General features: G+C 71.3%; 22 protein-coding genes. 11 read left to right on the top strand and 11 right to left on the bottom strand.

The window, feature by feature from the left end; all coding sequences use genetic code 11:
* The first annotated feature begins 192 nt into the window (after positions 1–192).
* From rhuM to QMK24_RS27890, 3 genes are all read left to right on the top strand, one after another.
* Positions 193–1038, top strand: coding sequence for a RhuM family protein (gene rhuM, locus QMK24_RS27900; RefSeq protein ID WP_283469562.1), 846 nt, complete (start codon positions 193–195; stop codon positions 1036–1038).
* 190 nt (positions 1039–1228) lie between these two features.
* Positions 1229–1585 (top strand): HIT family protein, encoded by a 357-nt coding sequence (locus QMK24_RS27895; protein WP_283469561.1) that lies wholly within the window; start codon positions 1229–1231, stop codon positions 1583–1585.
* On the top strand, positions 1582–2037 hold the full coding sequence (locus tag QMK24_RS27890) for a DUF6221 family protein (protein WP_283469560.1): 456 nt from the start codon (positions 1582–1584) through the stop codon (positions 2035–2037). Before QMK24_RS27895 ends, QMK24_RS27890 begins: the two co-directional genes overlap by 4 nt.
* A 158-nt stretch (positions 2038–2195) precedes the next feature.
* Here QMK24_RS27890 and QMK24_RS27885 read toward each other — a convergent pair whose 3' ends face one another.
* The 4 genes from QMK24_RS27885 to QMK24_RS27870 all read right to left on the bottom strand — a co-directional run bounded on the left by QMK24_RS27885 (position 2196) and on the right by QMK24_RS27870 (position 5070).
* A complete protein-coding gene (locus QMK24_RS27885; RefSeq protein WP_283469559.1) occupies positions 2196–2372 on the bottom strand; it encodes a hypothetical protein in 177 nt (58 codons plus the stop codon).
* Positions 2373–2439: 67 nt separating this feature from the next.
* Entirely contained in the window at positions 2440–2895 is a 456-nt protein-coding gene (locus QMK24_RS27880) for a GNAT family N-acetyltransferase (protein WP_283469558.1), read from the bottom strand.
* Between the two features lie 66 nt (positions 2896–2961).
* On the bottom strand, positions 2962–3579 hold the full coding sequence (locus QMK24_RS27875) for a 2'-5' RNA ligase family protein (protein WP_283469557.1): 618 nt from the start codon (positions 3577–3579) through the stop codon (positions 2962–2964).
* A gap of 12 nt (positions 3580–3591) precedes the next feature.
* Positions 3592–5070, bottom strand: coding sequence for an NsdA family TPR-like regulatory protein (locus QMK24_RS27870; RefSeq protein ID WP_283469556.1), 1479 nt, complete (start codon positions 5068–5070; stop codon positions 3592–3594).
* Between the two features lie 241 nt (positions 5071–5311).
* On the opposite strand from QMK24_RS27870, the gene QMK24_RS27865 reads away from it, so the two are divergent.
* Positions 5312–5740, top strand: a complete 429-nt coding sequence (locus tag QMK24_RS27865; protein WP_283469555.1) for a hypothetical protein — start codon at positions 5312–5314, stop codon at positions 5738–5740.
* 169 nt (positions 5741–5909) lie between these two features.
* Entirely contained in the window at positions 5910–6134 is a 225-nt protein-coding gene (locus tag QMK24_RS27860) for a hypothetical protein (RefSeq protein WP_283469554.1), read from the top strand.
* Positions 6135–6601: 467 nt separating this feature from the next.
* Here QMK24_RS27860 and QMK24_RS27855 read toward each other — a convergent pair whose 3' ends face one another.
* A complete protein-coding gene (locus QMK24_RS27855) occupies positions 6602–6898 on the bottom strand; it encodes a helix-turn-helix transcriptional regulator (RefSeq protein ID WP_283469553.1) in 297 nt (98 codons plus the stop codon).
* An 824-nt stretch (positions 6899–7722) separates the two neighbouring features.
* On the opposite strand from QMK24_RS27855, the gene QMK24_RS27850 reads away from it, so the two are divergent.
* Positions 7723–7986, top strand: a complete 264-nt coding sequence (locus QMK24_RS27850; RefSeq protein WP_283469552.1) for a hypothetical protein — start codon at positions 7723–7725, stop codon at positions 7984–7986.
* Positions 7987–8021: 35 nt separating this feature from the next.
* On the opposite strand, the gene QMK24_RS27845 is transcribed toward QMK24_RS27850, so the two are convergent.
* Positions 8022–10106: an FUSC family protein gene (locus QMK24_RS27845; RefSeq protein ID WP_283469551.1), complete on the bottom strand. Its 2085-nt coding sequence runs from the start codon at positions 10104–10106 to the stop codon at positions 8022–8024.
* 134 nt (positions 10107–10240) lie between these two features.
* On the opposite strand from QMK24_RS27845, the gene QMK24_RS27840 reads away from it, so the two are divergent.
* Together QMK24_RS27840 and QMK24_RS27835 are read left to right on the top strand one after the other, a co-directional pair.
* Positions 10241–10474, top strand: coding sequence for a hypothetical protein (locus tag QMK24_RS27840; protein WP_283469550.1), 234 nt, complete (start codon positions 10241–10243; stop codon positions 10472–10474).
* A 374-nt stretch (positions 10475–10848) separates the two neighbouring features.
* Positions 10849–11388 carry a winged helix-turn-helix domain-containing protein gene (locus tag QMK24_RS27835; RefSeq protein ID WP_283469549.1) on the top strand — a complete coding sequence of 180 codons (540 nt, stop codon included), beginning with the start codon at positions 10849–10851 and terminating at the stop codon, positions 11386–11388.
* On the opposite strand, the gene QMK24_RS27830 is transcribed toward QMK24_RS27835, so the two are convergent.
* A complete protein-coding gene (locus QMK24_RS27830) occupies positions 11372–11833 on the bottom strand; it encodes a universal stress protein (RefSeq protein WP_283469548.1) in 462 nt (153 codons plus the stop codon). The genes QMK24_RS27835 and QMK24_RS27830 overlap by 17 nt on opposite strands.
* 98 nt (positions 11834–11931) lie before the next feature.
* On the opposite strand from QMK24_RS27830, the gene QMK24_RS27825 reads away from it, so the two are divergent.
* On the top strand, positions 11932–12612 hold the full coding sequence (locus QMK24_RS27825; protein ID WP_349362002.1) for an SRPBCC family protein: 681 nt from the start codon (positions 11932–11934) through the stop codon (positions 12610–12612).
* Between the two features lie 233 nt (positions 12613–12845).
* Here QMK24_RS27825 and QMK24_RS27820 read toward each other — a convergent pair whose 3' ends face one another.
* Positions 12846–13538 carry an iron-dependent transcriptional repressor DtxR gene (locus QMK24_RS27820; protein WP_283469546.1) on the bottom strand — a complete coding sequence of 231 codons (693 nt, stop codon included), beginning with the start codon at positions 13536–13538 and terminating at the stop codon, positions 12846–12848.
* 117 nt (positions 13539–13655) lie between these two features.
* Between QMK24_RS27820 and QMK24_RS27815 the strand changes: the two genes are divergently transcribed.
* Positions 13656–14417, top strand: a complete 762-nt coding sequence (locus tag QMK24_RS27815) for an SIS domain-containing protein (protein WP_283469545.1) — start codon at positions 13656–13658, stop codon at positions 14415–14417.
* Between the two features lie 93 nt (positions 14418–14510).
* On the opposite strand, the gene QMK24_RS27810 is transcribed toward QMK24_RS27815, so the two are convergent.
* Positions 14511–15854, bottom strand: coding sequence for a PAS domain-containing protein (locus QMK24_RS27810; protein WP_283469544.1), 1344 nt, complete (start codon positions 15852–15854; stop codon positions 14511–14513).
* 371 nt (positions 15855–16225) lie between these two features.
* The gene (gene pdxH / locus QMK24_RS27805) at positions 16226–16867 is read right to left on the bottom strand and encodes a pyridoxamine 5'-phosphate oxidase (RefSeq protein ID WP_349307935.1); all 642 of its coding nucleotides are present in this window, start codon (positions 16865–16867) and stop codon (positions 16226–16228) included.
* 363 nt (positions 16868–17230) lie between these two features.
* Here pdxH and QMK24_RS27800 point away from each other — a divergent pair, with 363 nt between their 5' ends.
* Positions 17231–18331 carry a citrate synthase 2 gene (locus QMK24_RS27800; protein ID WP_283469542.1) on the top strand — a complete coding sequence of 367 codons (1101 nt, stop codon included), beginning with the start codon at positions 17231–17233 and terminating at the stop codon, positions 18329–18331.
* A gap of 283 nt (positions 18332–18614) precedes the next feature.
* Here QMK24_RS27800 and QMK24_RS27795 read toward each other — a convergent pair whose 3' ends face one another.
* A complete protein-coding gene (locus tag QMK24_RS27795) occupies positions 18615–21524 on the bottom strand; it encodes an FAD-binding and (Fe-S)-binding domain-containing protein (protein ID WP_283469541.1) in 2910 nt (969 codons plus the stop codon).
* Between the last annotated feature and the right edge of the window lie 13 nt (positions 21525–21537).

The raw sequence follows: 21537 nt of genomic DNA, 5'->3' as shown, positions 1-21537 counted from the left end.
GCCATATGGGAGCGTGAACCTCTGAACTCGCGCCCCTCACGCACGACTTGCGCCCCGCGCAACCGCACAAGGAGTCACTAACGCGGCGTAATGTTGTGGCAGCCGGATCATCGTTCGATCCGACAGGGACAGAGGTATGCCCCCGCACGGTGTCAGCCGCCGGAGGCAGAACCAGAGGAAAGAAGGTCCTCAGTGGTTACACCCAACAGTAACTTCCCCGCGCCCAGGGTCAACAGCGGGGTCAGCCCTTTCGACGCGATCCGCCGAACCGACACCTTCGGCCGCGAATACTGGGACGCCCGCGAGATGCAGCCCCTCATGGAGTACTCCCGGTGGGAGAAGTTCGACGAGGTCATCATCAAGGCCAGGAACTCCCTCGCCCTCGTCCAGGGCCCCGAGCAGGCAGGACATCACTTCACCACATGGGGAAGTGATGGGGGCCGCTGGGGAACCCAGAAGCTGGCCAGCTACCGCCTGACGCGCTTCGGTGCCTACCTGGTCGCGATGGCCGGCGACGACACCAAGGAAGCCGTCGCCCGCGCCCGCGTCTACTTCGCAGTCCTCGCCCGCGAGGCGGAGCTCGGGTCGCTCACCAGCGAGGAGATCCGCCACACCGCCCTGGCCAGGGCCCGCGAGATGGTCGACTACCGCACCTTCCGCGACATGATGGCGGAGAACGCCCCCGACTACGCGCCCAGCAGCAAGGCGACGAGCAAGTTCTTCGCCTGCATGCAGAACAAGCTGTACCGGCACCTGACCGGCATGGACGCCGTGGAGATCAAGAACGCGCGGGCTCTGTGCCACTGGCCCGGTCGCGAGGAGGGCAAGCCGGAGCCCAGCGCGAAGAGCCGCCACCGGAAGGTCGCGAAGAACTATCTGACGGTCTCCGAGCTGAAGAAGCTCAACCGGATGGTGGGCAGGCTGTGCCTGCGCGCGGAGGACGCCGCCGATGACGGGGTGCACCTGTCGCTCACCGAGTGGAGCCACCTGGTGGACGCCGAACTCACGCTGACGGTCACCCGCGCGCTCGCGGCCTGACCCGGCCGATACCAGGGCGTACACCTCGCTGGCCTGAGGTTCGTCGGTTCGGTCCCTCGCGTCAACGGGGGACCGTCCACCCGCCCGCCGTTGTCAGCGCCGCCCCGTACCCTGGGCTCATCCCATTCCCGCTGGCTGCGGTCGGGCCGCCCCGGTCGTTGAGGACCGGGGCACAACCTCGGAGGACCCCATGGCCGCTTGCCCGTTCTGCGAGATCGTTGCTGGCCGTGCGCCTGCCACGATCGTCCGCGAGTGGCCGGACGCGCTCGCTATCGTCCCGCTTGGGCCTGTCGTGGACGGCCACCTGCTGATCATCCCGAAAGTGCACGTCGCTGACTTCAGCGAGGACCCGGACGTGTCGGCCGCCACGATGCGCCGGGCCGCCGAGCTTGCTGATGGGACCAATCCGGCGAACATCATCACCTCGCGCGGCCGGGCGGCCACCCAGTCCGTGTTCCATCTGCATCTGCACCTGGTGCCCCGTGCGGCAGGCGACGGGCTGGCATTGCCCTGGTACAGCGGACGCGGCGGGAGGAGCGCGGCGTGAGCGACGACCTGGTGGAGTTCCTGCGGGCCCGGCTCGCCGAGGACGCGGAGGTGGCGCGTCTGGCGCACGCCACTGATCCCGCGCCTTGGTACGAGGACGTTGGGGAGGGCAGCTACACCAACCAGCGCGAGGGTGTTGACGGCGTCGGGCTTGTGCGCGCCGCCGACAACGTGGGGCTCTGGGACCGCGAGGCGTCGTGCACGCTGTCGATGACCGCTGCGACCGCGACGCACGTGGCCCGGCACGACCCGGCGCGGGTGCTGGCCGAGGTCGACGTCAAGCGGCGGATGCTCGACGAGTACGACCAGGCGCTTGCCCAGCGTGTGGAGTTGGCAAATACGCCGCACTCCATCGAGGGGTCTGTACGACTCCTGACCGCCCTACGCTTCGTGAAGCTGCTAGCCGTGCCCTGCTTCGACCACCCCGACTACCTCGCCGAGTGGCGCCCGTAGCTGACGCCGCCTGCACAACATCCCCGCGCCGTACCAGCCGCTACGCTGTAAGTGGGCGAGCATGCCCATCTCGCGGACGCAGCGCCCTGTGCACGGGCACCAGCTGCGGGTGCAGCCTCCAACCGGGCCGTCCGGGCTCCGCGTCCCGGACGGTCCACCTACGCCGCCTCGACCAGCCCGGCCCGCACCGCTGCGAGGTACGCCGCCCGTAGCCGGGCCAGCTCCGCCAACTCCCGGGGGCCCCACGCGATCCGGCCCGCCGCATATCGGCGCAACGCATCGTTCGCCTCAGCGGCAGACGGCGCGGCAGGGCCGGGCGGAGGGGTGGGGGGCATGATCGCAAGTCTAAGCGGCCGCTGTGACAGCGGGAAGAACGCGGTGGTGAACGGCATATGACGGCGCCTACGACTCCCAGCGGTAGAAGACTTTCCCGTCCCGCCGCTCCGCACCGAACGCCTCATAGAAGGCGAGCGCCGGCGGGTTGTCCCGGTCTGCAGTCCACTCCACCCGCGAGCACCCGGCCTCCTCCGCCACCGACCGGAGGGCGGCCATGAAAGCCCCGGCCACACCGCGGCGGCGGGCGCTCTCGAGGACGAACATCTCCTTCAAGTACAGGGACGCGTCCGCGCCGGCGGCCGGCCACAAGAACGTGTACGAGGCCAGGCCGACCACCTGTTCGCCGTCGCTGGCGAGGAGGACGGTCGCCATCGGCCGTTCGCCGAACAGGGCGTTGTGGACCTGCGCAACCAGGTCGGCGGCCTGCGGGATGTCCGTGGCCCCGTAGTACGTCTCGGTCTCGACGAGCATCTCTGCGATCGTCTCCGCGTCGCCCTCAGTCGCCTGCCCGATCGTGACCATGACTGTCCCTCTCGCCTGGGGATGGCACCCGCCCGCGCGCCACGGACGAGGCCCGGATGGATCAGGTCAGCCGAGTGGCACCCGCGCGAAGCTCTCCCACTCGTACATGTAGTTATCGCGGTGCAGCACGATCAGCTCCGCCGACGTGATCCGCGCCGTGGCCGGCTGCACGTGAAGCCCGTCGAGGGCGGCGGCAATCGGTGCGGCCGGACCGTCCCCGGCGCTGTACGCCACGGACACGTGCGGCGTGAACCCGCCCGCCTTCTCGGGCACCTCGCCGAGGACGTCGCCGATGCCCGCCCGGATCGCATCCCGCACCGCCCGCACCGGTCCATCGGTGGCCACGTTCAGCAGGATCGCCTCCGGGTCCAGGATCGCCGGGCCGATCGTCACGTCGAACGCCGGGACCGCAGCGAGCCGCACCCGCGCAGCCTCCACGACCTGCTGCACCACCTGCTCGTCGACCTCGCCGACGAAGTTGATGCCCTGCATGGTCAGGTGCAGCCACTCGTCCGGGATGAGCGTCAGCCCGTCCACCCCGGCGAGCCCGGCACGGTACGCCGCAGCCAGCCGGTGGACGTCGTCCTGCCCCTTGAACGTCAGATGCCAGGTGTAGAACCTCCGACCGGGCTCCCACCCGGGCCGCCACCACCAGTGATTCCGCATGATCTCGGGAGTCGTCATCCGGAGATCCAATCAGGGACCGGCATCCCCTGACGAGAGCGCAAGATGACGCGGCGCAGAATCCATGCACCAATCAGCCAGCAGCGTGCGGGCCGCGACGCTGGCTGCACCGCGGGAACCGGGGCCGCTGGCCATCATCGCCCCCAGGTCCCGCATCCGCCCGACGACGGTCTCCAGCCGCTGCTCAGGCCGCAGTTGCAGCACCGGCAACAGGGCCTCCATCGCACCCTCCGCCTCGCCGCCGCCGACGTGGGCCATGGCCCGGCTGATGTGGATCTGCGCCTCAGTGCCGTATGCCCGGACGGGCTGTTGTGCCAGGTGGGCCAGGGCGCTTGTCGTCTCCTCCAGCGCGTCGCCGTACAACCCCACCCGGATGTGCGCGCCGGCGGCGTAGTTCTCCTGGCGGGCCTGCGGGCACGAGAAGATCCCGCCGATGTCGTCCCCGCCAGACATGGACTCCCGTGCGGCGACCGCCCGGCGCAACGCGTTCTGCGTCTCGTCCGCAGCCCCCAGCTTCGACCAGGCGTCCGCCTCCTGGCAGGCCAGCAAAGCACCAACGGTTCCGGCCGGCTGGTAGGTGGCACCGCGACGGGCGTGCGTGATGGCGTCCCGCAGGCGGCCGTCCCAGAACGCAACCTTCGAGCGGGTCGAGGCGACCCAGGCGCGGAGCCCGTCGTGACCTGCCATCTCCGCGCACAACCACGCCGTGCGGCCTTGGGTGTCGGCGGCGGGCATGTGACCCAGATCCGATGACATCCAGGCGAGGAGACCGCACAGGTATCCGGCGGACACGTACAGGTCAGCGGACTGCCGCGGCGGCTGGTGGCCTTCGAGGAGCCGGAAGACTTGGTCGCGGAGCACCCGAGCTCGGCGGAAGAGCTCGACGGCGTCACCGGTCAGGTACTCCGTTGCGAGGGTCCGCACGTCGGCGCCGAGCTGCTCGAGGGCGATGTCGCCGACGTTCGTGGTCTCCGCCCACTGTGCCCAGGTTGCGGACTCAGCGGCTGCGGCCAGCACCGTCTCCGTTCCGGTGACGGCAGGCGGCGGCTCGGCGACATGCGGTGCGGCCGGGCGGTCCGTGGTCACTGCCGTGCTGGTGCGGCGCAGGATCCGCAGGTCACTCTCGGGCAGGGCGCGCCGGTCCTCCAGGTCGAGGAGCGCCTCAACGTCGCAGCCGTACAGGTCCGCCAGTAGCGCGAGAACGGCGAGCGATGGCCGGCGGCCGGCGGTGGACGGCCACTTCTCCCACTTGCCGAGCAGGCTCGCGTCTGCTGCAACCACCTCACGGCGCCCGGCGGCCAGGTCGTTGATGCGGTTCGCGGCGTCCTGGAGGCTCCAGCCGTGGGCGTGCCGCCAGGCTTCGCGGGGGCGCATCGTCCACCGGGTCCGCATCTCGGTGCAGATCTCCGCGGTGGTGCATCCGGTGGTGAGCATCTCGGTGCGCAGGGCGTCGCGTTCGGCGCGGGCTCCGGGCTTGGGGTGTGAGGTCATGGCGGTCCCCGTCGTGCGGTGGCGTGGCGCTCACCGTAGCGCCGGTGTCACCCGGTCGGGGCGGACACGTCCGGGTCATAGGGTGTCCAACTGTCCAATTCCCGCCCGGCCGATGGTGGTTAGCGCAGGTCGGGGCGCGTGTGGGCTGTCCGGAAATCTTGGACACCGCAGCCCGTGACGACTGGGGCTGGAGAGGGAATCGTGATGGGTAGGCAGATCACCACCTACCGGGGGCCCGCACATGAACCCGCACCACGACACGGAGCCGCGCTTGGACTGGCTGCCCGCCGAGCCCCAGGGGCATGCCGTAGTCCCTGCCGGCGTTCACGGCTGGGACGCCGTTCGCATCCCCAGGTTCTGGGCGAACCGGGTCCTGGACGCTCTCGGCGACGGGGCGGGTGCGGTCATCCACGACGGGCACTGTATGTACCTTCTCGTCGCCCACGGCACCGCCGACGATCTGCGCGTCCCGGCCGCGCACGACATCGCCGTCCTGGGCACCAGCACCTACGTCGCGATCCCGGGCATCGGCCGCCACGCCGGCACACCCGGTATCGACCGCCTCCGCTGGCGGACACCGCCGACACCCGACGGTGACTATCTCACCAACGCCGGCCTACTGCAGGCCGCGATCGACAACGCGCTCGGACCGCGTCGGGCAGCATCATGAGCGCCCCAGTTGCTGCCATCACCAAGGTGTGCCTCGCGGCGAAGGCAACCCCGGAGTTCCACGGGTACTGCCCCGGCAACGCCGACGTCTACGCCTACGGTGCGCCCCCCGGCGAGCCTCCCGTGCTACGGACCCGGTGCGGTTGCGACTGCCACAAGGTCGCTTCGTGATGCGCGCCTGGTGCCCCTGGTGCAAGACCGAACTGACGGGGGACGACCGCGTCATGGTCGGCGTCGTCGAGGTCGCCTCCGGCCCCGGCCGCCCGATCTACGCCTGCGACACGTGCAAGGTCGCCTACCGGATCGTCGCCTTCGCGGACCATCCGACCGACACCGACGGCAACCCGCGCTACACCGACCGGGAGCCGTTCGCGCCACGGTCACACCATGCCTGACCGTTCCTGCTGCCTGGCCGCCCCGCCCGTGATCGGGTTCCTCGCGTTCATCGCCGTCCTCATCGGCGGTAGCGGCCTGTACGGGCTGATCCACTCATGAGACGGGGCCGTCGTCCGCAAACCCCCCCGGACGGCGGCCCTTCACGCGGGGGGTGCGGGGGGTGCACAGGGTGTTCATGCAAGATGCATGTGCCTGACAGGCGTATGCCAGTAGCATCCCTCATCACGCAACCGTTGCGTGATGCGCCAACGTGGTCGGCTACTCCCGAAGGAGGTCGTGAAGGCAAGCGGGTCAACGGGCGGCCTGCCGTTGCACCGGTGCGTCAGCCCGTGTCGGCGGCGTGAGACTGGGCCGCCACATGTACGCCCCCGAGGGCGGCGGCCCTTCACGCGGGGGGTGCGAGACCGCAACCCAGGTGTCACCAGACAGCAGCAACCGCTCTCTAGCGCCTGGATGGCATATGCATCTAGGGTCCCTGTTGCGGACCCGCTGTTACGTCACCGTTACGCGGCCGGTCAGAGAGCTCATGCTCCCTGACGAGATCGGAGAGAGGTATGTCGAGCGACATGGCGATACGCAGCAGCCACGTCAACCGCGGGTCGGTCTCCGCCCGCTCGACGCGCTGGATCGACCGCCGGTCCAGTCCCACGGCTGTGGCCAGCGCGTCTTGCGACATTCGCTTATGCCGGCGGGCGGTACGGATGCTCTCGCCGATGGCGATGCGGCGGGCGGTCAGCCAGTCAGGTTGATGATCGTCAGGCACTCGACACACGGTCGATTGGTGGCGATTATGTGTCAGTACCTGGCTGGACGCATTTTCTGGCCGCGATCGAGCATGAGCACTACCTGAGGCGATCGGCCGGGGCCCGCACGACCCGTAGAACAACTGCCCGCCGAACGCAGCGCCTCGTGGACGTCAGCGGCGAGGCCCTAACCCCTGCGAGAAATTCGAACGTATGTTCACTCGAACGAGTGACGTAACCATCGGACAGGTGTGCTCGTTGGACTAGTTAGGTAAGGCACCCAAAGACGTGCCGGGCTCTCCGTGTTGTGCGTGAGCCCCTTCGCGGGAGTTCGGCACTTGCGCGCCCCGGTCTGCGACGGCAGACCGGGGCGCGTGCATGTCCGGAGGATCTGGGAGATGGATCGGGATTTGGGATGTTCCTGGGCGATGATCTTGCCGGTCGAATCCGGATGGGCGCCTACTCGACCCGGACCAACGCCCTAGGGATTGCGCTCTGGGCTGGTCGGCTGGGGAGTGACGGATCATCCACCATGCGGCCAGTAGGTGCCGTCTGACATCTACACGATCTTCGAGGGCACCAGCGAGATCCAGCGGCTGGTCATCGCCCGCACCCTGTCGGGCATGCCGATCCGCTGACGGAAACCCCGGCCGATGGCCGGGACCCCGCTCGTCCATGGCACCCCCTCCACCGGTGGAGGGGGTGCCTGTTGTCGTTCCGCTTGTCGTTCGGCTGCTTTGGAGAAAGCTTCCGCGGGAGGTTTCCGGGCCGGGCTTTGGGCTAAGAGCACTGAGGCCGGGACAACGACGTCACGGACGACGCGAGGGGCAGGTACGCCATGCATATGAGCGGCGGTGCACTCGCGGCCACCGTGAGCTTCGCGGTGCTGGCGGGGGTGGTCGGCGCCGGAGTCGTTCACGGGCAGTCGGTCGGAAACCACGGAACGGTGCCCGCGCGAACGGGCACCGAGACCGTCCAGAACTCGACGCGCACCGGTACGGGTGCGCCCGGTGCTCCCGGTGCTCCCGGGACAGTGTGCGAGGACGGCTGGGTGGCGCTGTCGGTGGGCGTCGAAAGCTGCGCGCACCATGGCGGCGAAGCGCCGTAGGCGGCGGTCATAGGCGGCCGGTCACGGGCCATCGGTCACGGACGCTGCGCATGGGGCGCGCGGGACCCGGAGCGGGAACGTACCGCTTCCTCGAATTCGTCGAGGGTATCCACCAGCAGCTCCGCGCCGCGGCGCACCATGCGCTCCTGGGCGCCGTCGCCGTGCCAGCCGTCGAGGGCGACCCGGACCGCGTCCCAGTCAACGGTGTCCCGGTCGCGCACAGCCTGCGCGGATTCGGTGACGGCCTCGCGGAGCACCCGGGCGAACTCCGCCGCGGCCGGTACGGGTTCGGCGTTCCGGCCGGGCAGATGGGCCTCCATCAGCATTCCCGCCCGCCCCATGGCGGACAGCGCCGCGTCGGCGTCCTGCGCCGCCCGGCGCGACAGGCCGCGGTGGCGCACCGGCTCGGAGTCGGCCCGCGCGACCGCCTGGTTCCAGGCGGCCCCGGCCGCCCGGGCGTCGAGCAGGGCCTCCCGTACCGTCCCGGAGCGCCGCTTGGCCGGATCGGCGAAGCCCTCCAGCACTGCGGCCGTGTACCCGGCCGTGGCCTCGAGCCGCTCCGCGAGCCGGTCCCGCAGCCGCGGCGTCTCCCAGGCGGGGAACACGGCGTAGGCCGCCATCGCCAGCACCCCGCCCAGCAGCGTCAGCAGCACCCGCTCGGGGACCGTCTGGGTCCACTCGCTGCCGCCCATGCCCAGCAGCAGGACCGCGTAGGCCGCGAGGCAGGCCTGGGAAACGGCGTAGCCGGTGCGCATCAGCAGATACATCAGGGTGATGGCCAGCACGGCCAGCCCGGCGCACAAGTACACGCCCGGTGAAGCCGCTTGCATCACACCGGTGGCGACGGCCACCCCCACGAGCGTGCCGGCGAAGCGGGCCGAGCCGCGCGCGTAGGTCTGGGAGAAGTCCGGGCGCATCACCATGACCGAGGCCATCGGTGCCCAGTACCCGTGGCCCAACGGCAGCGCCGCCCCGATCAGATAGCCCGCCGCGGCGACCGTCGACATCCGCACCGCGTGCCGGAACACCGGGGACTGCCAGTGCATCTCCCGGCGGATCGCCCGCGCCGCGAGCGGTACGAGCCGCAGCAGGGTGGGGCGCAGCAGATGGGCGGACTCGGTGGCGTCCGAGGGGCCCGAGCCGTCGGCGCTCTCCACGGCCGCGACGAGCAGGCCGATCAGTCGGGCGGCGGCCCGGCGGGCCGAACCGGTCAGTTCCGCTTCGGGTTCCGGCACCTTCAGGAAGGCCTTCACGTCCTTCGGCAGCCGCACCGGCTTCGCCTGCCGGATCGCGCGGGCCACCGCGTCCAGTACGGAGGCAGCCGCCGTCAGCAGTTCACGGGCGCGGTCCCGTTCCGGGCCTTCCGCCGCGGCGCCGACCGAGGGGTCGGCGAGCGACGCCAGCACCGGCCGGATCCGCTCGGCCAGCGCCCGCTTGCCGTGCAGTTCCTCCGGCCGCCGCCGGGCCTCCCAGGGCGTCACCGCGGCGGCGCTGCGCGCTGTCATCAGCGGCTCGGGATCGAACGGGGCGTGCGGATCCTGGCGCAGCCGCCGGGCGTAGTCCGCCTCGGCGGCGAACGCGTCCGCGAGCGCGTCGCGTTGTGCGCCCCAGCGCCGGATGGGGAACACCAGGATGAGCGACGCCTGGACCAGTCCGCCGAACGCGATCACTCCGGCGTGCACCAGGGCGCCCATGACGGATGTGGGGAGGGTGACGACGACCAGCATCACGGCGACGGTCAGGGCCGCGACGATGCCGGAGGTGGGGCCGAGCGCCCATGCCATGCCGGCCAGGAAGGACCAGACGGCCAGCAGTACGACGAACAGGAAGAGATTTGAGGCGGCCAGATATCCCAGGAAGGTGCTGACGGCGAGGCCGGCGCCCGCGGCGAGGGCGAGCACCGGGCGGGAGCGCCAGCTGCGCTGGAAGGTGGCGGTGCCCGAGGCGAAGGCGCCGAACGCCGACGACGCGGCCACGCCGGGGGAGGACAGCCACAGGGACAGCCCGATCACGATCGCGACCCCGGCCGCACCGCGGAGCGCGACCAAGGGCTCCAGCCGGGTCCGTTCGATTTGCAACCCGGAGCGGCCGGTCTCCTTCAGCGCGCGCAACCAGGTCATGATCCAGAGGATAGGTGGAAACGCGGCAGAACCGGCTTTCCTTCTCACCGGGCGGGCGTAGCGACCCGGCCGATGGGTAGGCGCGGCCCGACCCGGCCCGAGATCCACTGCACGAATGCACGAAGGAGAAGTCCATGGCCCATCCCGACCTGACCGTCATCCGGGCGACCGTCCCCCCGGTGCCCGACCCGCAGCCGCAGCCCCCGGACCCCGTCCAGCCCGATCCGGTCCCGCGGCCGGTTCCGCGCCCCGGCCCGCCGCTGCCTCAGCCCGTGCCATTGCCGCAGCCCGAACCGGGGCCACAGCCCGATCCGGTCCCGGACCCGTCCCCGCTGGCCCGCGTGAGGCTCGTGCGGCACGTCACATGAGGCCCCGGCGGCGCCTCGCGCGTCACGTGAGGCCCGGTGGCGCCTCGCACGACCCCGCCACGCGGTGACGCGATGACCGGAATCCGTGTTCCGCCGGCAACCCCCTGCCGCGCGGGGCGCGGCTTCTGGTTCAATAGGTCGCATGGCCAGCCTCACTGACATCGCGACAGGTCGCAGCGACCTCGAGCCCTTCTGGCCGTCCCGGCAGGGACATCACTTCGACCGAGAGTGTTGCCGCGCGATCACCGCGCGGACCCGCTCCCCTCGCTGACCTGCGGACAACGGCCTCCGGCCGTCGCCGTCAGCATCACGGATTCCGGTCCCGCGCAATACGTCGTCCATCCAACGACCCTTCGCGCGAAAGAGCCGAACCCATGTCGAACACCCAGTCCCTGACCCTCCCTGCCGTCAACCGCCAGCGGCTGCGCGCCGTCCGGCCCGACGAAGTTCCGCCCGCCCCCGACTTCCTGCCGCCCGGCGCCACCTGGCTGCCGGCGCCCGGCCATGTGCTGCCGGCGGTGGCCGGCCAGCAGCGGATGGTCGGCTACCTGGTCCTGGTCCCCGCCGAAACGGGACCGGCTCCGCTGGAGACCGCCGAGCCGGCGCACGAGCCCGCGCGGGTACGGATCGACACCGAGCGGCGCACCGCCGCGGTGGACGGCCGCCCGCTCGACCTGACCTACCTCGAGTTCGAACTGCTCGCCCACCTCGTCGCCCACCCGCACCGCGTGCACTCCCGCGACCAGCTCGTCACCACGGTCTGGGGATACGGTCACGTGGGCGACGGCCGCACCGTGGACGTGCACGTGGCGCGGCTGCGCCGCAAGCTCGGCGCCGAGCACCGCGGCAGCATCGTCACCGTGCGGCGCGTCGGCTACAAGTACGCGCCCGTGGAGGCTACGGGACGACTGTGACGGGCCAGCGCCCGGCCTTGACCAGCCGGACGGCGACCGAACCCACGATGCGGTGTCCCGCATGCTCGGAAGCACCGACCACCACCGCGTCGGCCGTGAGCTGATCCGCCGCGGTGACCAGCCCGTTGTAGGCGTCGCCGCGGACGGTGTGGAATTCCCAGCGGACATCGAAGATCCCCTGGAGCCGCTCCGTCGACCGGCGGATCTCGGCCATCAGATCCTCGGCGACCTCGGTGGTGGTCTCCGCCACCGGGGCGCCGAAGATCGCGCCGGTGAGGATGACCGGCTGTACGTATACGACGGCGAGCAACGCGTGCTGCCGCCGGGCCAGGCCCGCGGCGTAGGCCACGGCCCGCCATGAGGAATCGGAGCCGTCCGCTCCGACGACGATGACCTTGGGTCCGTCCGTTCCGCGCTCGAATGGCGCGGGCACTTTGTCCACCACGCCTTTGAGGCTAACGGCCGTTGCCCTGTGCCGGCCGTCGCCCCGCGCACCCTTGATCACCCGGATGGCCGTATTGCCACGACACGTGGGCTTTTGGGATGCAGGATTTCGGTGAGGAGTCCCAGAGAGAACCCGCAGTCCGGTGGCTCCCGGGCCGCCGACGTGCCGCCCGCATCTCTGAGCCAACAGCCAAGCCGGCAGAGCCGGCAACGGGGAGGTTTGCGATGCCGAGGGTGACCACAAGCGTGATTGTGTCGAGGCCGGCTGCTGAGGTCTTCGACTTCCTGGCCGATGCCCGAAATCTTTCGCTGTGGAGCTCGGGCGTGGCCGCCGTCGACAGGGATGCGGTGCCGCCGGGCGCCAACGCCCAGTACCGCTACCGCTATCCCGGACGGCACCGGGAGCACCTGCTGGTCTGCGCGGGCTACGAGCCCTGCCGGCACATCGTGTTCCGGGGCCAGCGCATGTGGAGCCCGCTGGGGACGCAGGTCCCCGAGTACGGCTTCGACCTGATGCCGCACGGCGGTGGCACGCTGGTGCGGCTTTCTGTGCACAGCGCGCTGGGGGCCGGGATGGCGCTCTTCTCGCCGGTGGTGTCCATGGCCTGGCGGCGCGATCTGCCGGTGGACGCCCGCAAGCTGTGCGAGGCGCTCGGCGGTCTGTACGCCGCACCGCGCGCGCTGAAGGCCGTACGACCGCCTGAGGCGGGGGTGCCCGCTCCCGAGCCCTACGACTACGCCCCCGCTGCCCGGGTGATCCAGCCCGGCGTTGGTGCGTAGTGGAGTCGAACATCACTCATTGAGTGTTAAAATATGCACGAAAGGCTGCTGAGCACCGCACCTTTCCCCCATACTGCCCCGGCCTGGTCCCCCCGTCCTGGCCGGGGCTCCTTTTTGTGCCGAGCCGTTGTGCCGAGCCGTTGTGCGAGCGCCACGGCGGCGGGGGGGGGGGGGGCCCGGCCCCCCCCGGGGGCGGGGGCCCCCGCTCTTCCCCACCAGGACAAGCCCCGGACCTACCGCTTGGCCACGAAGACGTGCGAGGCCACATCGGCCCCCAGCTCGGCGGCCTCGCCGCCGCTGCCCACGAGCACGCCGCCCGCCGAGGACGTCACACTCACCACCGCGCCCGGCTGCACACCGGCCCGCCGCAGCGTGTACATCAGCTGGGCGTCGGTCTGGATCGGCTCACCGATCCGCTTCACCACCACGCTCGCCCCGGCCGGGCCGGGCGCCAGCTCGGCCAGGCTGACCATGCCGTCCTCCAGGAACGGATCGGCCTCGGACTTCTCGCCCAGCTCCTCCAGGCCCGGGATCGGGTTCCCGTACGGCGACTCGGTCGGATGGCGCAGGAGCTCGAGCACCTTGCGCTCCACCGCCTCGCTCATCACGTGCTCCCAGCGGCAGGCCTCGGCGTGCACCTGCTCCCACTCCAGGCCGATCACGTCGACGAGCAGGCATTCGGCGATCCGGTGCTTGCGCATCACACGTGTGGCCGACTTCCGGCCCTCGTCGGTGAGTTCCAGGTGCCGGTCGCCGGCGACATGCACCAGGCCGTCACGTTCCATGCGCGCCACTGTCTGGCTAACCGTCGGGCCGCTCTGATCGAGCCGCTCGGCGATTCGGGCGCGCATGGGGACCACATCCTCCTCTTCCAGCTCCAGGATGGTGCGGAGATACATCTCCGTCGTGTCGATGAGTCCGGACATGCGCGCCCCTCAATAGCTAGTGCGTGGCCCTGCACCAATTCTTACGCATCCCACCGACAACCGGCCCCGGCGCGGGATTCTTGACAGCGACGGCAGCCTGGCCGCACGGTGATCCGCATGAGTGAGCCCCGCGACGATCTGGCCGGCGAGTACTTCGACGCGGCCATCGCCCTTCTCCGGAGGGTACGGGACGAGGAGTCCGCCGGTATCCAGGCGGCAGGTGAGGCCATCGCCGACGCAATCGCCGCCGGCAACCGCATCTTCGCCTTCGGCGCGGGACACTCCTCCCTCGCCGCCCAGGATGTCGTCTACCGCGCGGGCGGTCTCGCCCTCGTCAACCTGCTCGCGGTGCCCGGCGTCGTCGGCATCGACGTCATGCCCGCGACCCTGGGCAGCGCCCTGGAGCGGGTCGACGGCCTCGCGGGGGCGGTCCTCGACACGAGCCCGGCGCGACGCGGCGACGTCCTCGTCGTCATCTCGCTGTCCGGACGCAACGCCCTGCCGGTCGAAATGGCGCAGAACGCCCGCGCTCTCGGCCTCACCGTCATCGGCGTCACCTCCGTGGCCTACGCCAAGGAGACCAAGCCCCGCCACGTGTCCGGCACGTTCCTCAAGGACCACTGCGACATCGTCCTGGACTCGAAGATCGCCGTCGGCGACGCGGAGCTCGTCCGCGAGGACGTCCCGGCCCCCTTCGCACCCGCGTCCACCGTGGTGACCAGCGCGCTCATGCAGGCTGTCGTCGCCACCGCCGTCGCGAACCTCGCCGCCCGCGGCATCACCCCGCCGCTGCTGCGCTCCGGCAACGTGGACGGCGGCCATGACTGGAACGGCCGCATCTTCGAGGAGTACGGCTCGCGGATCTTCTTCCGGCACTGAGACCCTTGGGATCCGCTTCCGCCACCGAGACCCCGGGCGCGGCAAGGGCACCGGGGGCCGCAGGGGCCGTTCGGCTACCAGGGCGGCGCCCGCTCACCCCAGCAGCTGCGCCAGGTCCAGCGCCGCGGCGACCCGCACCGCCACGTCCTCCGCGTACGCCGCGTCCGAACGGTCGAAAAGACGGCGTCCGGCGCCCCGCAGGAAGGTGACCGCGCCCAGCGTGCGGCCGCGGCTCCGCAGGACCGTGGAGAGGCCGTGGACGGTCCCCTCGGGCCAGCGGCGGGCTGCCGCCCACTCGTCGATCCTGGCCCGCGAGGCGGGCTCGGCGGCCGCGAGGGCGCCGAAGCTGGCGCGTACGGTGCCGATCCGCTCGACGGCCTGCAGCACCGGGTGCGCCGCCCCGTACGCGACCGGAATCGTGCCGACCGGGACCGGGAGGCACGGCCCGGAGGTACCCTCCGGGGTCGAGGCGGCCCGTACGAGCCGGCCGTCGTCCCCCGCGAGGTCGACCAGCGCATGGTCGGCGAACCCCGCCAGCGCGAAGTCCAGATACGTGGTCGCGGCCTCCACCGGGTCCTCGCACTCGGAGGCCGTACGCCCCGCCCGGTGCAGCTGGTTGTGCCGGAAGCGCAGCTGGGAGCTCTCCTGCACGGCGATCTTGGCGTCCGTGACGTCGAGGAACAGCCAGCCGACCCCCAGCGGCACCGGCTCCTCGCCGAGCGGCGACCCGAGCCGCACGAACCCGCTGCGCCAGCAGTGCCGCTTGGCGCTCTCGTCGCCGCGCAGACTCACCCACAGCTCGGAGGGGACCGGCGGACTGCCCTCCGCGAGCACATGCTGCAGCGCCGTCTCCAGCTCCTCCAGGCCCTGGTCCAGCAGATCGCCGAGCGGCCGGCCGAGCAGCGTGTCGCGGCCGGTGCGCAGCAGCCGGGCGGCATGAGCGTTGACGACGGCGGGCCGCAGGTCCGCGTCGATCAGGACGACGCCCCACGAGGCGTCGTCGAAGAGCGCCTCACTGAGCGCGATGGAGCGTTCCAGGTCGATCTGGGCGTGCACCTCGGAGAACGCGCAGTAGACCCCGGCGGGGCGGCCGTCCAGCCCGTGTACGGCCGCGGACTGGGTGCGGACGAGCACCCGGTGGCCGTCCTTGGTCAGCAGCGCGAATTCGTGCACCTGGCGGCCGGGCGCATCCATCGCACCGAGCAGTCGCGTCTGCACGTCATGTGCGTCGGCGCTACGGGCCGCCCAGCCCGAGAAGCCATGACGGCCGACGGCATCGTCCGCCGACCAGCCGAGGATTCGTACGGCTTCGGAGTTCCAGTGGGTGATGACACCGTCGCGGTCGAAGGCACACAGGCCGGCGTCCATACCGTCGAGCAGAGCGGCGAGTAACTGCTCGTCGCCATCACTGAGCGGCTTCGCATCGAATGGCTGCACGTCGAAACATTCAACCCCGGTGTGACCCAGCCCACACGGTATTTCGATAAATCGGTTGTGCGTCCGGGGGCCGCTTCCTAATGTTGCGGTCACACACGAAGGGAGGTGGTTCGCAGCATGATGTGCAGTCGGACACGTGAGGTGACTGCGGGCTAGTCCCGCGCACCAAGCTCGTCGCGCAGGGCTCCATGACGGAGTCCGGGGGCGGGCCAATCCCAAGCAGTCACCCGACCCGCGGGCTCGTCGGACTTGTCCGGCCGGTGCCTGGAGGCAACTCCAGGGAGCAGCCCGCGGGTCGTTCGTGTTGTACGGGTCCTCTGGGGGATCAGGCGGTTGTGCGGGTCCTACGGGGCCAGCCGGTCGTACGGGTCCTACGGCGCCAGCCGTACGACGCTCCAGGCCGCGCCTTCGTCGCCCTCGCCGTCGCCGCGCTCGTAACGCAGCCGGTCGTGCAGCCGGTTCTCGCGCCCCTGCCAGAATTCCACGCTCCGCGTGCGCACCCGGATGCCTCCCCAGTACGGCGGCACCGGGACCTCGCTGCCCTCCGGGTAGCGCTCCTCCAGCTCCGCGTAACGCCGTTCGAGCTCCTCACGGGAGCCCACCACCGTGGACTGGGCGCTGGCCCACGCCCCCAGCCGCGAGCCGTGCGGACGACTGCGGAAGTACGCGGCGGTCTCGTCCTGCGAGACACGTTCGACGCTGCCGGAGACGATGACCTGGCGGGCGATCGCATGCCAGGGGAAGAGCAGCGAGATCTGCGGATTCTCGACCAGATCACGGCCTTTGCGGGAGCCGTAGTTCGTGTAGAAGACGAAACCTCGCGCGTCGTAGCCCTTGAGGAGCACGGTCCGCGAGCTGGGGCGGCCCTCGGCGTCGGCAGTCGAGACGATCATCGCGTTCGGCTCGGCGAGGCCGGCGGTCACGGTGTCCGCGAACCAGCGGGTGAACTGCGAGTACGGATCGGCGGCCAGTTCGGCCTCGGTCAGACCCTGGGCGCGGTAGTGCTCGCGCATGGCGGCGGGATCGGCATGATGCTGCACGCAGACATCTTGCATCGCGCGGGACTCCTGCGTCCCACGGGGCGGTAATCCCGGCCATGGGGGCATGGGGGGGGATGGGTGCAGGCAGGATGCAAGCTGGGCGCGGGCGGGGCGCACGGGCCGGTGGCGCCGAAGAGTGTGCCGTACCTCACGCTTCCCGTCATGTGCCAGAACCGACAGAATTGCGGGTCGGGCAGCTGTGGCCTCTTGACATCAAGAGATACCGTTTCTGACTCCGGCCCGAGTCCCGGATGGAGCAGGGTGACCATCACCTGAGCGGGGCATTACCGGATTGGCCACCAAGCACCTGTCGACCACATCACGAGGAGCCGCCTGATGTCCGACTTCGTACCCGGACTCGAAGGAGTAGTCGCGTTCGAGACGGAGATCGCCGAACCTGACAAGGAAGGCGGCTCTCTCCGTTACCGAGGCGTCGACATCGAAGATCTCGTCGGCCATGTGTCGTTCGGAAACGTGTGGGGCCTGCTGGTCGACGGCAAGTTCAACCCGGGTCTGCCGCCTGCCGAGCCGTTCCCGATTCCGGTGCACTCCGGCGACATCCGCGTCGACGTCCAGTCGGCGCTCGCCATGCTCGCTCCCGTGTGGGGCCTGAAACCCCTGCTGGACATCGACGTCGACGAGGCCCGCGACGACCTCGCGCGCGCCGCCGTCATGGCGCTCTCCTACGTCGCCCAGTCGGCGCGCGGCCAGGGCCTGCCCATGGTGCCGCAGAAGGAGATCGACAAGGCGGAGTCGATCGTCGAGCGCTTCATGATCCGCTGGCGCGGCGAGCCCGATCCCAAGCATGTGGCGGCCGTCGACGCGTACTGGACGTCCGCCGCAGAGCACGGCATGAACGCTTCCACGTTCACCGCGCGCGTCATCGCCTCGACGGGCGCCGACGTGGCCGCGGCGCTGTCCGGCGCCGTCGGCGCCATGTCGGGACCGCTGCACGGCGGAGCCCCTTCGCGTGTCCTCGGCATGATCGAGGAGATCGAGCGGACCGGCGACGCGAGCGCGTACGTGAGGCGGGCGCTCGACAAGGGCGAGCGCCTGATGGGCTTCGGCCACCGCGTGTACCGCGCCGAGGACCCGCGTGCGCGGGTGCTGCGGCGTACGGCGAAGGAGCTCGGCGCTCCCCGCTTCGAGGTCGCGGAGGCGCTGGAGAAGGCGGCTCTCGCGGAGCTGCACGCGCGGCGCCCCGACCGGGTGCTCGCCACCAACGTGGAGTTCTGGGCGGCGATCGTCCTGGACTTCGCCGAGGTTCCGGCGCACATGTTCACGTCCATGTTCACCTGCGCCCGGACGGCGGGCTGGTCCGCGCACATCCTGGAACAGAAGCGCACCGGCCGCCTCGTCCGCCCCTCCGCCCGCTACATGGGCCCCGGCCCCCGCGACCCGAGCGACGTCGACGGCTTCGCGAGCATCGGCAACTGACCACTGAGGCGCTGGGCACTGGGCGCTGAGCGCTGAGCCGCTGAGGCCGAGTCTGAGTCCGTCCTGCGGCCCGGTCCGCTCCCCATAGGGGGTGGACCGGGCCGCAGTCCTTTGCGGGGCGCGGGGTCGCCGGGCGCGTATCGGGTGCGTGCGTCCGATACGCGCCCACCGGCCCACGGACCAGGGACCCGCTGCCGCCGGAGGGGGCGCAAGAGCGCCCCGGCCGGCGGTTGGGAGAGCCAGGCCGAGTGGAGAAAGAGCCCGTCGAAGGCGACCCGGTGGGTCAGTCGGCCGGCAGGGCCTCCGCCAGGAGCTCGGCGAGGTGCCGGCCCGGTGTGCCGGCCAGGTCTGCGAGTTGTGTGCGGCAGGAGAAACCGTCCGCCAGCACGGCGGCTCCTGCGGGTGCCTTCCGGACGGCCGGGAGCAGCTGCTCCTCTGCGCAGGCCACCGACACGTCGTAGTGCCCCCGCTCGAAGCCGAAGTTGCCGGCCAGGCCGCAGCAGCCGCCCGCGAGGGCGCCGTTGAGACCGGCGCGCTCGCGCAGCCGCCGCTCGGCGGCGTCACCGAGCACGGCGTGCTGGTGGCAGTGGGTCTGCCCGACGACGGCACGGTCGAGGCGGGGCGGGACCCAGCCGGGGGCGAGCTCCTCCAGCACCTGGGCGAAGGTCCGTACGGAGGCGGCCAGTCGGGCCGCCCGGGGGTCGGCGGAGCCGAGCAGTTCCGGCAGGTCGGCGCGGAGTGCCGCGCCGCAGCTGGGTTCGAGGACGACGATCGGCAGCCCGGCGTCCAACGCGGGCGCGAGTGCGTCGACCGTGCGGCGCATGACCGTACGGGCCCGGTCGAGCTGCCCGGTCGACACCCACGTCAGACCGCAGCAGACGGCCTTCGGCGGCAGCACGACCCGCAGTCCCGCGGCCTCCAGCACCTTCACCGCGGCCTGCCCGACCTGCGGCGACAGATAGTTCGTGAAGGTGTCGGGCCACAACACGACGGCCGGCCCGGCGACGGCCGGCGCGGCGAGGCCCGGCCCGGCGACGGTCGGCCCAGCGACGGTCGGCCCGGGAACGTGCGATCCAGCGACGGCTCGGCGGTCGCCGCGGCGGCGCCACCAGCGGCGGAACGGCTCGTGGGCCAGCGCGGGGATGCCGCGTTCCGCGGCGATGCCGACGGCCCGCTTGGCCGGCCCGGCCAGTGGCCCGCGCGCCATCACGTTGAGCACGCGCGCGAAGGGCGCGGCGGCTCTCAGCCACACCGGGAGCCATCCCATCGAGTAGTGCGAACGCGGCCGCAGCCGTCCTTCGTAATGGTGGTGGAGGAACTCGGCCTTGTACGTGGCCATGTCCACTTCGACCGGGCAGTCGCTGCGGCAGCCCTTGCAGGACAGGCACAGGTCGAGCGCGTCGCGGACCTCCTCCGACCGCCAGCCGTCCTTGATGATCTCGCCCGCGAGCATCTCGTGGAGCAGCCGGGCGCGCCCGCGCGTCGAGTGCCGCTCCTCCCCCGTGACGCGGTACGACGGGCACATCACGCTGTCCCCGCCGCCGCCACCGCCGGCTCCGGATGAAGCGGGAGGCGCAGCCGTCCGGCATTTGGCGACACCGACGCAGCGCCGGACGGCCGCTGTGAAATCGCCGCCGTCACCCGGATAGGTGAATTCGACATCGACCGGATGCGACGCGCGGGACGGCAGCACATCGAAGCGGAGGTTGGTATCCATGGGAGCGGGGCGGACGAGCATCCCGGGGTTCATTCCGCCCGCCGGGTCCCAGAGATCCTTGAAAACTCCAAAGAGAGCCACGAGTTCGGGGCCGTACATCTTCGGCAGGAGTTCCGCCCGCGCCTGGCCGTCACCATGCTCGCCCGACAGGGAGCCACCGTGGGCGACGACCAGGTCCGCGGTCTCCTCCGAGAAGCGCCGGAAGCGCGCGATGCCGTGCGGCGTCAGAAGGTCGAAGTCGATCCGGACGTGGACGCAGCCGTCACCGAAGTGTCCGTACGGGGAACCGCGCAGACCGTGCTCACCCAGGAGTGCTCTGAACTCCCGCAGATACGCGCCCAGCCGGGCCGGCGGCACCGCGCAGTCCTCCCAGCCGGGCCAGGCCTCGCTGCCGTCGGGCATACGGGTCGCGGTCCCGGCGGCGTCCTCGCGGATCCGCCACAGGGCGCGCTGCGCGGCCGGGTCCGTGACGACGGTGCGACCGGTGGCGCCGTCGGCGGCGGCCCGGCGGCACAGTTCCTCGGCACGGGACCGCGCCTCGGCCGCGGTGGCGCCGCCCGTCTCGACGAACAGCCACGCGACGCCGCGCGGCAGCGAGTCGCGGGCGGCGGCGCCCACCAGGTCGGCCGCCATGCCCTCGACGGTCAGCGGGTGGTGGGGCAGCAGGAGATGCGCGGCGTCGGCGGCGGCGCTCTCGTCCTCGTAACCGAGTACGGCCAGTGCCCGGGCGCCCGGGGTCTCCACGAGCCGTACGGTCGCCCGGGTCAGCACGCCGAGGGTGCCCTCGCTGCCGGTGAACGCCCGCGCCAGGTCCCGGCCGTGCTCGGGCAGCAGCCGGTCCAGTGCATAGCCGGAGATCCGGCGCGGCAGGTCGGGGAATCCGGTGCGCAGCAGCGCCAGCCGCTCGTCCGCGAAGGCGGCCGTCCGGTCATGGAGCGGGCCCGGCAGGCCGCGGCCGAGCCTGGCGTGTTCCCCGCCGTAGGTCAGCACCTCAAGCTCATGCACATTGTCGGCGGTGGTTCCCCAGGCGACGGAGTGCGATCCGCACGCGTTGTTGCCGATCATGCCGCCGAGCGTGCAACGGCTGTGAGTGGACGGATCCGGGCCGAAGGTCAGCCCGTGCGCGGCCGCGGCAGCCCGCAGGTCGTCGAGGACCACGCCCGGCTGCACGACCGCGGTGCACGCCTCGGGATCGAGGTGCTCGATCGTGCGCATATGGCGGGTGAAGTCCAGCACCACCCCGACGCCCGTCGCCTGACCTGCGATGGAAGTGCCGCCGCCGCGCGGCACCACCGGCACCCCGTACTCCCGGCACACCGCCAGTGCCGCCGCCACGTCGTCCGCGTCGCGCGGTGCCACCACGCCCAGCGGCACCCGCCGGTAGTTCGACGCGTCCATCGTCACCAGGGCCCGCGCCCCCGCGTCGAACGCGACCGAGCCCCGTACCGCCGTCCGCATCGCCTGCTCCAGATCCATGCGCCAACCTTGT

Source organism: Streptomyces sp. PH10-H1, assembly GCF_030063355.1.
Taxonomy (GTDB): domain Bacteria; phylum Actinomycetota; class Actinomycetes; order Streptomycetales; family Streptomycetaceae; genus Actinacidiphila.
Note: the sequence above shows the minus strand (reverse complement) of the source record. Positions and strands in the feature narration are given on the sequence as shown.